The organism is Faecalicatena sp., from assembly GCF_058819085.1.
The window spans coordinates 101,716-115,154 of sequence record NZ_JBZUUL010000013.1 but is presented as its reverse complement, the minus strand read 5'-3'; the positions used below and the strand labels follow the sequence as shown (position 1 = coordinate 115,154).

Sequence of the window (13,439 nt, the reverse complement as noted above, 5' to 3'; positions counted from 1 at the left end):
CTGGACGGGCGGGCTGGATGGATAACCCGGCCGGGATCCGCCGGGCCAGAAAAGTTCGAGACACCAAAGACAGAGCAATAATTACCAATATATAAGCATGAATTTATACTGAGACAAATTTCTATTAGAGTATAATTTGTGATAAATGATATGAAAGTGTCGTATCAGACACTTGAAAGGAGATTACTATGAAAGAAAAAGTAACAGCAAAAAAAGACAAGATGCCATTTTGGAAACCGCTTGCCTGGTCGTCGCGCGCGATTTCTCTGTCTATGAATACCATCCTGGTAGGGTATCTGACGTATTACTGCACTGACATGCTGGGGCTGTCTGCTACGGTTGTCGGTACGCTATTGCTGTTTTCAAAGGTGTTTGACGGCATCACAGATATGTTTGTCGGGTTCATCATCGAGAAGACGCATACCAGATGGGGGAAAGCGCGGCCATATGAATTGTTTGTAGTCGGTCTGTGGATATTTACAGTACTTTTGTTTTCGGTTCCGACATCGATGGGAACAACGGCAAAATGTGTTTACATATTCTTTATGTTTTTCCTGGCTAACTCGATTTGTTATACCTTTATCGGCGGAGATGAGGCGGTTTATCTGGTACGTGCGTTTCCAAACCACGATCACCAGATTCAGCTGCTCTCCGTAAACGGCTCTCTGGTTATGATTGTTGCGATTGTATTCAATATCATCTTTCCGCAGATCATCAATACGATCGGAACGACCGCGTCCGGATGGACGAAAATCGCCGTTGTGATGGCAGTTCCTATGGCCCTGCTTGGTCTTCTGCGTTTTGTATTTATTAAAGAGGTCGTGGTGGATGAAGGGTATAAGCAGGATAAGGATGGCCATAAGATCAAAAATTCCAGAGATTTGAGCATTATCGAAATGATCCGTCTGATTTTTAAGAATAAATATATCTGGGTCCTTACGGGCCTGGCGTTTATCACTACTTTTATTTCCAATATGACGGTTGTGACCACGTATTATTTTAAGTATATCGTAGGGAATATTGGGCTGCAGTCGCTGCCGGCATTCGCAAATGTCCTGACCCCGGTCATCATTCTGCTTTTCCCTCTTCTCTCCCGCAAATTCGGTACGGCCGGGATACTCCGGGGCGGCATGGTATTGAGCATGATTGGTATCCTGATTCGTGCTTTCGGGCAGACAAACATCACAACACTTGTAGTAGGAAGTGCCTTATTTATGGTGGGCGCTATGCCACTCTCCATGATGATTGCGGCATATTGCGCGGAAACCATGGATTACGGTGAGTGGAAGAACGGAATCAGGCTGGAGGGTCCGCTGAATCTCTTTGTCGGCTTCGCTCAAAAGATAGGTCCGGCTATCGCCAGCGGAGTGACCGGTCTGTTTATGGGATTAGCCGGATATAACGGACTGAAGGAAGTTCAAAGCGCAGCCGCAAACGGTGCGATTGTTTTCCTTTATAACTGGCTGCCGGTGATTCTGCTCGTTGGAGGCATTGTGTTGGCTATGATGTGGAAACTAGGGGATCTTATGCCGCAGATTCAGAAGGATCTGGCAGAGAAAAGGAACCCACTTGATTAAGGAGAAAAACGAAATTACTTGACTAGGGAGGAAAACAAAACATGGAACGTGATATCAAAAAAATGATCTCAGAGATGACACTGGAGGAAAAGGCCGGGCTGTGCTCCGGTTCGGATTTCTGGCATACAAAGGCTGTCGGGCGGCTGGGGATCCCTGCCGTGATGCTCTCCGACGGCCCTCATGGGCTGCGCAAGCAGAACGGGGCAGGTGATCATCTGGGATTGGGGGAAAGTATATTAGCAACTTGTTTCCCGGCGGCCTGCGCCACGGCATCCAGCTTTGATGTGGAGCTGATCGAAAAAATGGGCGAGACGCTGGGCGAGGAGTGTCAGGCGGAGAACTTGAGCGTCCTTTTGGGTCCGGGTGTCAATATCAAGAGAAACCCATTGTGCGGACGCAGCTTTGAATACTTTTCTGAGGATCCGTACCTGGCGGGCAAGATGGCTGCGGCACACATACGCGGTGTTCAGAAGTGGGATGTCGGCACGAGCCTGAAGCATTTTGCGGCTAATAATCAGGAGTACAACCGCATGAGCTGCTCATCAGAGGTGGACGAACGGACGCTTAGGGAGATCTATCTGGCCGGTTTTGAGACTGCCGTCAAAGAAGCACAGCCGAAGACTGTCATGTGCAGCTACAATAAGGTCAACGGCACGTTTTCCGCGGAAAATAAGCGGCTGCTGACGGAGATCCTGCGGGAGGAATGGGGATTTGAGGGCTGTGTTGTCACCGACTGGGGAGCAGTGGCAGACCGGGTGAAGGGCATAGAAGCCGGACTGGATCTGGAAATGCCGGGAAGCAACGGTGAAAATGATGCGCTGATTGTGCAGGCGGTGCGTGAGGGGCGGCTCGATGAGACACTGGTTAACCGGGGCGTGGAGCGTGTGCTGAACGTTTTGTTTTCCTATGTGGACCACCGGCATCCGGAGGCCGTCTATGACCGTGAGGCAGACCATAAAAAGGCAGTCGAGGTGGAAAAGGAGTGCGCCGTGCTGCTTGAGAACAACGGCGTCCTGCCCTTAACAAGAGGGCAGAAGGTGGTCTATATCGGAGAGTATGCCCACAATCCGCGCTATCAGGGCGGCGGCTCCAGCCATATCAATTCCAGCCATCTATCCGCAGCACTCACAAGTGCACAGGAAAAGGGTCGTGATGTAACGTATATAAAAGGGTTCTCCGGAAATGTGGATGAGCTGGATATGGACGAGCTGAACAAAGCGGTGGCAGCAGCTGCTGCGGCAGATGTGGCTGTGATCTTTGCAGGCCTGCCGGATATCTTCGAGTCGGAAGGCTACGACCGCGATACAATGGCGATGCCGGATTGTCAGAACAAGGTGATCGAGGCGGTGGCAGCCGCGCAGCCTAATACCGTCGTAGTACTTCATAACGGCAGTCCGGTTGAATGCCCGTGGGCGGACCGCGTGGCTGCTGTTTTGGAAATGTATCTGGGCGGCCAGGGCGTTGGTGAGGCGGCAGATGCACTTCTGTGGGGCGAAGCCAATCCCTGCGGACGTCTGGCAGAGACCTTCCCATTGCGCCTTGAGGATAATCCGAGCTACCTTAATTTCCATGGTGACGGGAAAAAGGTATATTACACGGAGGGTGTTTATGTAGGTTACCGCTACTACGAGGCGAAGAAACAGCCGGTGCGATGGGCATTCGGGCACGGTCTTTCCTACACGGAGTTCGCCTACTCTAATCTGCGCTGTTCGATGGATCATTTCGGCGATCATGATACAGTGGAGGTGTCTGTGGATGTGACAAATACCGGCGCGGTGGCAGGAAAAGAGGTGGTACAGCTGTATATCAGTGATCAGAACGGTACCTTTGGCCGTCCGGTCAAGGAACTGAAGAGCTTTACTAAGATTTTCCTCGCACCGGGTGAGACAAAGACGGCGAAGATGACGATTAACGCGCGGTCTCTGTCCTACTATAACGTGGATTTAAAGGACTGGTACGCACCCAGCGGAAAGTATGGCCTTCTGATCGGGCATGCCAGCGATGACATTCGTCTGCGCGGCGAGATCAGCTTTACGACAGAAAAGGTGCTGCCGCTGACCGTTACGATATCCACTACGATCGGCGAGCTTTGGAACAATCCGGTAACCGGTGAGATTATCGGGGAAATGATCCGCAGGATTCAGTCCGGTGACAGCCGTAAGGAGGCTGTGGAAACGAAGAGCCAGTCGGATGCCAAGGCCAGCAATGCCATGATGTTCGGCATGCCGCTCAAGTCCCTGGTCAGCTTCCGTGTGATGACGGCAGAGCAGCTGCAGGCTTTCGTGAAAATGCTCAATGAAAAGCTGGCCAGGTAACCGGCGGCAGAATCAAAAAGGCAGAATCCCAAATGGTTTAGATCAGCCTTTTTTGTAAAATCTAGATGGAGGGAAATTAGTATGAGACAGTATGAGATGTTTGAATTGACATTTAACGGCCCCGAGCCGGAGGAAAATTGCCATGCGGCGGATCTGTGGGTGGAGTTCACCGGGGGCGGAGAGACAAAGAAGGTTCCTGGCTTTTACTGTGGAGGTGGTGTCTACAAGGTCAGGTTTCTGCCGAAGGGCACCGGTACTTACCGCTGGAGCGTCTCCGGCATCGTTGAGGCGCTGGGGAGCGGGGAATGCGCCGCGGCCGCGCCGGATGCTCATGGGATGGTGCAGGCGGACGGAACCGCGTTTAGGTATGAGGACGGAGCACTTTTCCATCCCTTTGGGACGACGGTCTATGCGTTGATTTCGCAGCCGGATGAGCTGATTGAACAGACCATGTACACACTTTCAACGGCGCCATTTAACAAGATCCGGATGTGTGTGTTCCCCAAGAGCTATGAATTTAACCAGAATGATCCGCCATACTATGCCTTTGAGCAGGCAGAAGACGGCTCCTGGGATACAACGAGGCCAAATTATCCGTTTTGGGATGCCCTGGACCGCCATATTGCCCGGCTTGGAGATATGGGGATTCAGGTGGATCTGATCCTGTTCCATCCGTACGACCGATGGGGATTCGACGGTATGGGGCCGGAAAAGGATAAGCAGTATCTGGAATATCTGATCCGCCGTCTCAGTGCTTTCCCCAACATCTGGTGGAGTCTGGCTAATGAATATGAACTGACGCACAGAAGCCTGGATAAGTGGTATGAGATCGAGTCGTTTGCAGCCTCCCGGGATCCGTACGGACACCTGCTGTCCTGCCATAATATTTTTAAAGTCTGGGATGCCGGACGGCCACAAATCACTCATGCTTCCATCCAGTCCAAGGAGCTGTATAAGCTGAAAACATGGATCAAACAGTTTGGAAAGCCTGTGATGCTGGATGAGTGCGCCTACGAGGGGGATATCGAGCCGTTCTGGGGCTCCATCACCGGAGCGGAGATGACCAGGCGCTTCTGGCGGACGGTCTGCTGCGGGGCTTACTGCACGCACGGCGAGACCTTCTACAGCGACGACGATGTGCTCTGGTGGGCGAAGGGGGGCACCTTAAAGGGCGAGAGTCCGGAGCGCATCGCTTTCTGTCGCAGAATTGTGGAATCGCTGCCAGGCCGTCTGGAGGGTGAACCCGCCTTTATGGAGCGGCTTCTGCCGTTGATGACCATGGATGAAAAGGAGCGGGAAAATGTACTGGAGGGTCTTCGCCGTGCAGCCTTAGACAACCAGGGAGCCGACAGCCTGCTTCGTATGATTCAGGCATTTATAGACTGCGGGGAGGATGCAAAGGGCTTTTGTGCATCGGAAATGGTTTGGCATGCCCATATCGGAACAGACTGCTATCTGCACTTCCATGATACGCGTCCGCTGACCAGGGATACACTGGAGCTGCCGTCCGACCGGACCTATACCATCCGGGTGCTGGACGTCTGGAACATGACTGACACCGTTGTGGCTATGGGCGTCAGCGGCAAATATGTTGTGAAGCTGCCCGGGCATGAGAATATGGCTGTGTTAGCTTTGGCAGAGCAGTAAAGACGGATGTTCTGTGTGCGGGGACAGTTGTGATATTACGAATTGATTGAGAAAACAGTGCGAAAAAACGCATATCGGATACGAAGAAAGTGAGGACAGAGCATGATCCGGGATTTGAAGATTGAGAACAGAAAGAACCCTCTTGGGATAGACGGAAAAATCCGCTTTTCCTGGAAACTGGAGAGCGACAGGCAGAATGTGGTGCAGAAGGGATACCAAATTCAGGTGAGAAGCAGAGGAAAGCTGGTCTGGGACAGCGGCTTCGTAAAGACGGACCGGTCCGTGCTGGTGCCCTATGAGGGTGAGGCGCTAAGGCCGATGACCGCCTATCAGGTGCAGGTCAGCGTTTTGGATAACTACGGGGAGCTGGCGCAGGAGCAGGCAGGCTTTGAAACAGGTTTGATGGGAGAGGAAAACTGGAGAGCCAGATGGATTACGCACGGGCTGGAGAAAGAAGAGAGCGCCTGCCCGGTATTTATCCGAACGTTTTCCTCTGCAAAAAAGGTGCAGAGCGCGAGGCTGTATGTGACAGCCTGCGGTGTATATGAGGCCCGTGTGAACGGACAGAAAGCGGGGGATCAGTACATGGCTCCGGGCTGGACATCATATCATCACCGGATTCAGTACCAGACGTACGACATTACTAATCTTTTGACAAAGGAGAATCGCATTGAGATTACCGTCGGAAACGGCTGGTACAAAGGAAAGCTGGGCTTTGAGGACAAGCCGGACCACTACGGAGACCGGACGGCAGTACTGGCGATGATCCGTATCGAGTACGGGGACGGACAGACAGAGTTCCTGGGAACGGACACAGACTGGGATGTGGAGACCGGACCGATCCGCTTTTCCGAGATCTATCACGGGGAGACGCAGGATTTTACCGTGGAAAAAGAAATCATCGGCAAAGCAGTCCTGTTTGAAAAAAACGGAGAGATCGGACAGATCGTGGCGCAGGAGTCGGAGCCGGTCCGCGTGACGGAGCGCTTTTCCATGCCGGAGAAAATCATCACCCCAAAGGGAGAGCTCGTGTTTGATTTCGGGCAAAACATGGCGGGGGTTGTAGAAATCCGGCTGCCGCAGACTGACGACGGGAAACTGGTGATCCGGCATGCGGAGACGCTTGATAAGGACGGAAATTTTTATACGGAAAATCTTCGAAAGGCCGGCTGTACCGACACTTATCTGTACGGGGATAAACAGGCAGGGATGACGGTCATGCCGCACTTTACCTTCCACGGATTTCGGTATATCTGTGTGGAGGGGGCGAAGAGTGCCGCAGCCGAACAGTTTACGGCCTGTGCCCTGCACACGGACATGGAGCCGACCGGAAGTTTTTGCTGCGACAACGCGCTCGTCAATCAGCTGCAGCACAACATTTTGTGGAGCCAGCGCAGTAATTTCCTCGATATCCCGACCGACTGTCCGCAGAGGGATGAGCGGCTTGGCTGGACCGGTGATGCACAGGTCTTTTCAGGAACCGCTTCCTACAATTTTGACACGGCTGCATTTTTCAAAAAATGGCTGCGCGATATGGAGGCCGAGATGACAGAGGAGTGGGGAGTGCCCCATGTGGTGCCGAATATCATGGGAGACCAGGAGGGAGCAGCGGGCTGGAGTGACGCGGCAGCGATCATCCCCTGGACGCTGTACCAAGTTTACGGAGACAGGGAGATGCTCGCGGAGCAGTTTCCGATGATGAAGCGGTGGGTGGATTATATCCATGCCAGAGTGTCCGAAAATGGTCTGTGGCAGACCGGATATCAGTACGGCGATTGGCTGGCTCTGGATATCGAATCGGGGAGCACGGACCGGACCGGCGGGACGGACAAATATCTGGTGGCAAACGCGTATTACGCATATTCTGCCAGGATTGTGCGGGATGCCGCGGCGGTGCTGGGATATGAGGCCGAGGAAAGCAAGTATGGCCGTCTGCTGGAAGAGATCGTTGATGCGATTAACCGGGAGTACGTCACCCAAAGCGGCAGGCTGGTCAGTGAGACGCAGACGGCATGCGTGCTGATGCTGCATTTTGATCTGGTGAAACCACAGCACCGGGGACGGATTTTGAATACGCTGACGCAGAACATACGTGCACACCACAATCACCTGACAACGGGCTTCGTGGGGACGCCGTATCTGTGCCACTGCCTGTCAGAGAACGGTCTGCATGAGCTGGCGGACGAGATCTTTATGAAAGAGGATTTTCCGGGCTGGCTTTACGCGGTGAAGAAAGGCGCCACCACGATCTGGGAGCGCTGGAATTCGATTCTGGAGAACGGGGACTTCGACCAGTCCGGCATGAATTCGCTGAACCACTATGCGTACGGATCGATCGGCAGCTGGCTGTACGAAAAGGCGGCGGGTATCCAAAGCGAGGAACCCGGATACAAAAAGATCCGGATTCAGCCGATGCTCACCAAAGGAATAACAGAGGTATCTGCCGAATATGAATCCGTTTACGGAACGATCCGGAGCGCATGGAGCTGCAGAAACGGATTAATCCGTGTGGATGTCCGAATTCCGGCGAATACGACGGCGGTGATCTGTCTGCCGGAGCGCGGCGAGGAACTGGAGGTGGGATCCGGCTGCTATCATTATGAGTATCCGACACAGATATATCTCGATTTTGACAAATATACGATGGAGTCCACGCTCGGGGAACTGGTTGCGGATCCGCTGGGGCGTGAGATGTTTGAACGGCTGGTGCCGGGGAGGATGGATGATCCATTGGTCAAGTCAGCGTATGGCATGACGATATCGGAGCTGATTGCGGTGACAAACGGGTCGGGGGCACTGTATTGTACAGTGATCGACGCGCTGAATAAAAAAAGCCGGGAATAGGAAACGTACGCGCTTGTCGAAAATCTGTAGTTTGATTCGGATTGGATATCTGCTATAATTATAAAAGAGTTTTATCCGATAATTTGTGAACTGCAGAACGCAGAAGAAAGTGAGAGTGGATCATGGGCATTTATTTAAACAGCAGGACGGCGTTTCATCTGTTCAAAATAGATACAGAGCAGCCATATTTCGTGGATAAATCAGAGATATTAGAAGAAATCATTCCATTAGTTGAACAGGGCGGCAATCAAATCTGCATCACAAGGCCCAGGCGTTTTGGAAAAACGGTCATGGCGAATCTGATCTCTTCCTTTTTTTCAAAGGGTTGTGATGCAGAGGGTGTTTTTAAACAATTACGGATTGCAGATCATAAAATTTATAAGCAGTACCTGAACCAATACCCGGTTATTCATATATCTTTTAATAAACAGCCGAGAAGATGCAGCTCATACAGTGATTATATTGAACGCATCGAAAGGATTCTGATAAAGGATATAAAAGATGCATATCCGGATGCTGAGGTGGATGATTCCGAGGCCGTTTGGGACATCCTTTTATCACTTAATAACAGGGATGATTCAAAGTTTATTTTTATTCTGGATGAGTGGGATTATATCTTTCATCAGAATTTTGTCACGGATGAGGACAAAGAATCCTATCTTTCCTTCCTGCAGAACTTACTAAAAGATATGCCTTATGTGGTCTTTACCTATATGACAGGGATACTTCCAATCGCAAAATATTCAAGCGGTTCAGAGCTGAATATGTTTCTGGAGTATACCATGGCAACGGAAGAAAAGTTTTCTCAGTATTTTGGTTTCACAGAAGAAGAGGTGGATATGTTGTTTGACAGATACCTCTCCTATACAGCCAAACCCTGCCTGACAAGGGAGGGGTTACAGAGCTGGTATGACGGGTATTATTCTAAATCCGGCAAGAGGCTGTACAATCCACGGTCTGTTGTTACAGCGCTGAAAAATAATAACTTTGGGAATTATTGGACCAGTGCAGGTCCTTATGATGAAATCTATTATTACATTGAGCATAATGTAGCAGCTGTCCGTGATGACCTGGCATTGATGGCGGCAGGAATGGCTGTTCCGGTCAGAATATGGGAATATGCGGCGACATCCATGAATTTGCAGACAAAAGAAGAGATCTTTTCTGCTATGGTTGTGTATGGCTTTCTGACTTATAAGGATGGAAAAGTCTCAATTCCCAATAGGGAACTGCTGGACAAATTCTCGGATATGTTGAGAAAAGAACCATCTTTGGGGTATATACACCGGTTGGCAAAAGAGTCTGACCGCATGCTTCGTGCTACTTTAGCAGGCGATACGGAAACGATGGCAGAGATTCTGGAGCTTGCCCACGATACAAAGGTGCCTCTTCTCAGCTATAATAACGAAACAGAACTGACGGCGGTAGTGAATCTTGTATACTTGTCAGCCAGAGATTTTTACCGGATTGAGCGGGAGGATAAGGCTGGTAAGGGATATGTAGATTTTATTTTCTATCCGGAGGCGGACAAAGGTGCGGATTGTATGATTCTTGAATTAAAAATCGATCGTACCCCGGCAGAAGCTATCCAACAGATTAAAGATAAAAGATATGCACTGAAATTTCTCGGTAAGATAGGCGAAGAGCCGGGATATACAGGAAGAATCCTGGCAGTAGGAATCAGCTATAGCAAGAGTGCAAAACGGCATACCTGTCAAGTAGAAGTATTATCATAGCAAGCAGTGATCCGTGATTACCCCGGATCACTGCTTATTTTTCTCTGTCCGCCCCACCAGATAATCTAAAGATACATTGAAAAAATCTGCAATTGCAACAACTTCATAATCAGGTACGAACCGTGTGCCTTGTTCAATTCTCAGAACCGTGAGATCACTGAAATCATACCCGCGAAGCTGCAGCTGTTCAGCCAGGGTCCTCTGTGAAAGGTGATGTTCTATCCGCAATTCTTTTACTCGTTTCCCTATAATATTTTTTGAATTCGTTTCTTTGTTCCAGTAAATTTTCATTGAAATCCCCTTAGACTTTCTAAAGATGAAGTATTTATTATTGATTTTACGGAATAAAATTGTTAATATACTTCTAAAGATGAAGTATCGAAAAGATTTTTTGAATGATGAATCTGGATCTGTCTGCAGATACTTACGGTAAGAGAAAGGTGGAAATAACTATGAAAGAGATCGATAAGGAAAGGGAGTACATAGTGGAATCAAAAGATGTGCAGCAGGCTGTCTTACAGCAAAGAGAGGCAGATCAGGAATTTAATAAATATTTGTCAGAACTAGAACAGTCAAAGAAAGAGTATCTTGAAAAATATATGGCGATTGTAGAGCATGTTCATTTTTTAAAGCGGCAGAGATCCTATTGTCAGGGCTTTCTGGACGGGATTGAAATGCTGAGTAACCTTGGCCTTACAAAGGACTGCAAAAATATCGGGAAATTGCTGAAGGAGGGAAAGAAAGAGGCAGAGTAGGATATATTCCGGCTGTATCTCATCGGATAAAATTTAGGGATCCCCGGGAACCTGCAGAGAGCAGAAAAGTCCATTTACCAGAATAATAGAATGAAAGTTCATTTTTGTTACTATTTTAGCATGCAGAGCCGTTTTTGTTACTGATACAGATTCCATAACCAAGCGTGAGCAGCGGATCAAAGGAGCGGGTAAATCAGAATCCTTCACTGACTAACAAAATCTTTCTGCCCCAAATTGTTTACAGAAGGATTTTCCTTATGGTAGAATATGAACAACCAATTCCGTCAAATTTTGACAGATCATAAGTTTTGATTAACAAAATCTGCTTGATTTATTCAGAATCACGGATTTGAGGGGGATAAAACTCAGGAGGCACGGTGATGCTTGAGATTGCGATATGTGATAATGAAGAAGCAGATTTGAAGCTGCTTGGTCAGTACGTGACAGGATTTTTGAAAAATAACCAGGATACGGAAGGGAATATTGAGCTCTTTCTCTCATCAGAAAAGCTGAAAAGCCGGTTGGAGGAAAAAAGTTTTGATATTTTTGTACTGGATATCCTGATGCCGAAGATCAACGGGATCGAACTGGGCCGGGTGATCCGCAAGTCGGATGAAGAAGCGGAGATCATCTATACCACTTCTTCCAAGGAGTTTGCTTTTGATGCTTATGGTATCCATGCCCTTCGGTATCTGGAGAAGCCGATCGGGCCGGAGGCATTGGAGGAGGCGATGGCTGTGGCCAAACAGGCTGTTGAGAGAAATACGATCCAAAAGGTGAATGTGAATGCGAAAAATGGATTGATCACAGTAAAGGTGAACGATATCATTTACATCGAAAATGTGTCCAGGTGTGCAGTCTATGTGTTAAAGGACGGAACACAGATCGTAGGAACATATAACCGAAAAACATTTGAAGACAGTATCCATCCGTTGAATGAGCATCCGGATTTTCTGCAGCCGCATAAGTCTTTTTTTGTAAACATGAAGTATATACAGGCGATACAGGGTGGGATATTGCTTCTGGATAATGGAAGGCAGATATTCATCAGTAGGAACAGGGCAGCTGCGACAAAGAAGCGTTACCTGAAATACCTGTCACAGAAGGGAGTCAGGGGATAATGTACTTACTATCATTTCTGCGTGCCCAGGTATCTATGGTGTTCATGCAGATCTTTATTTACTTCTTTGTTCCTGCAGATGTCCCATTAAAACGAAGAATCATAATCATGGCTGAAATCTACGTGGGGTGTACTTTTCTGGATTATATGCAGTACTTTGTGATAAAGCAGGACATCACACAGATCCTGCAGGCATTCTTTGGTGCAGTCATCTTACAAGGGTCTGTATTCAGGCTGTGTAAATATAAAGATTTTCGTGCCCTTTTTTCCGGCCTGACAACGGCAGTCGTGCTGATTGTGGGAAATACAATCGGGATCGTGGCATATATAGCGACAAGGAATATTGCCGTTTCTCTTGGCTGCCAGATCTTGGTACATAGTATGGTCATTTTTACTCTGATCCGTTTCAGCCGTGCAAACTGGCTCTGGCTGATGCAGGGAAATTGGAGCTTCTGGGGTGTGCTGTGTCTCATTCCCTTACTCTTCTGGCTGGTGACCTATGCCTTGACGATCTGGCCCCAAAGCGTATGGAATGGCGATAATTACAGAAATCTGCTGGGAGTTATGATCCTGCTGATTCTTTTAGAGACCTCCTACTTTATTATCCTGGCAGGGGTTGCACATCAGTTTAAAACAGGAGAGATAGAAAGAGATAATGGGTATCTGGAAACATATGCAGCCAGGCTAAAGCAGGAGGCAGACCGTCTGCGTGACCAGGAATCCGAGACAGCACTGTTCCGCCACGACCTGCGGCACTATTTCAGACAGATCCAGGCCTATGCTGCTGCGGGGAATATTGAGGAAGTGAACAAGGTACTTAAGCTGATGGATCAAAAGGTTCTGGAAATCACACCGAAACGTTACTGCGATAACCTGGCGGTCAATGGAGTGATCACTCACTGTGATGCCATTGCCGAGCGGGAGAGGGTCAGACTGGACATTGATATCGAGGTGCCCCAGCATCTTTCTGTCAACGAGTTTGAATTTGCCACGGTAGTGTCAAACTTGTTGGAGAATGCCGTATATGGGGCGATGAAGGTGCCGGAACAGGACAAACGCTGGGCGGCGATAACGATGCACGGCATCAAAGGGCAGATAATAGTGGAGGTCAGGAACAGCTATACAGGAACGCTTGAGATATCTACGGATACAGGGCTTCCGGTTGCGAAGGAGGAAAAGGGGCATGGGTACGGCCTAAAGAGTGTGATGGCATTTGCAAGGAAGAATCACGCCATATTCGATTATGATATGGAAGAGGAGACCGTATCTGTCAGGCTTCTGGTGCAGGATAAAAGCAGGTTAGACGAGAACCTTTAATCCAGACTGCATCATACGATAATGACATGAATGAAAAGAAGAATAATCAATAAAGCTGGCGGGCTGCGGTGGTGCAGCCCGTTTTTTTGATGCTTAAAGATATCCTTTTCCACGATGCGAAAAAATGG

At 49.1% G+C, this 13,439-nt stretch carries 9 protein-coding genes; 8 read left to right on the top strand and 1 reads right to left on the bottom strand.

The features are described 5' to 3' along the window. Positions 1-188 precede the first annotated feature (188 nt). The 5 genes from AC4OGX_RS06750 (at position 189) to AC4OGX_RS06730 (ending at position 10,119) form a co-directional block, all read left to right on the top strand. Positions 189-1,577, top strand: a complete 1,389-nt coding sequence (locus AC4OGX_RS06750; RefSeq protein WP_493329324.1) for an MFS transporter — start codon at positions 189-191, stop codon at positions 1,575-1,577. A 41-nt stretch (positions 1,578-1,618) separates the two neighbouring features. Then, positions 1,619-3,892, top strand: coding sequence for a glycoside hydrolase family 3 C-terminal domain-containing protein (locus AC4OGX_RS06745; protein WP_493329323.1), 2,274 nt, complete (start codon positions 1,619-1,621; stop codon positions 3,890-3,892). Between the two features lie 81 nt (positions 3,893-3,973). Then, positions 3,974-5,539 (top strand): DUF5060 domain-containing protein, encoded by a 1,566-nt coding sequence (locus AC4OGX_RS06740; protein WP_493329322.1) that lies wholly within the window; start codon positions 3,974-3,976, stop codon positions 5,537-5,539. Positions 5,540-5,641: 102 nt separating this feature from the next. After that, complete coding sequence (locus AC4OGX_RS06735) at positions 5,642-8,383, top strand: glycoside hydrolase family 78 protein (protein ID WP_493329321.1); 2,742 nt, start codon at positions 5,642-5,644, stop codon at positions 8,381-8,383. Positions 8,384-8,505: 122 nt separating this feature from the next. Continuing rightward, entirely contained in the window at positions 8,506-10,119 is a 1,614-nt protein-coding gene (locus tag AC4OGX_RS06730) for an AAA family ATPase (RefSeq protein WP_493329319.1), read from the top strand. A gap of 27 nt (positions 10,120-10,146) precedes the next feature. Here the strand turns inward: AC4OGX_RS06730 and AC4OGX_RS06725 are convergent, their stop codons facing one another. Further along, a complete protein-coding gene (locus tag AC4OGX_RS06725; protein WP_493329317.1) occupies positions 10,147-10,410 on the bottom strand; it encodes a helix-turn-helix domain-containing protein in 264 nt (87 codons plus the stop codon). Between the two features lie 104 nt (positions 10,411-10,514). Between AC4OGX_RS06725 and AC4OGX_RS06720 the strand changes: the two genes are divergently transcribed. From AC4OGX_RS06720 to AC4OGX_RS06710, 3 genes are all read left to right on the top strand, one after another. Then, positions 10,515-10,874: a hypothetical protein gene (locus AC4OGX_RS06720; protein WP_493329316.1), complete on the top strand. Its 360-nt coding sequence runs from the start codon at positions 10,515-10,517 to the stop codon at positions 10,872-10,874. A gap of 380 nt (positions 10,875-11,254) precedes the next feature. Beyond that, on the top strand, positions 11,255-11,995 hold the full coding sequence (locus AC4OGX_RS06715; RefSeq protein WP_493329314.1) for a LytR/AlgR family response regulator transcription factor: 741 nt from the start codon (positions 11,255-11,257) through the stop codon (positions 11,993-11,995). After that, positions 11,995-13,311, top strand: a complete 1,317-nt coding sequence (locus AC4OGX_RS06710) for a GHKL domain-containing protein (protein ID WP_493329312.1) — start codon at positions 11,995-11,997, stop codon at positions 13,309-13,311. The genes AC4OGX_RS06715 and AC4OGX_RS06710 overlap by 1 nt, the downstream gene beginning before the upstream one ends. The last annotated feature ends 128 nt before the right edge of the window (positions 13,312-13,439 follow it).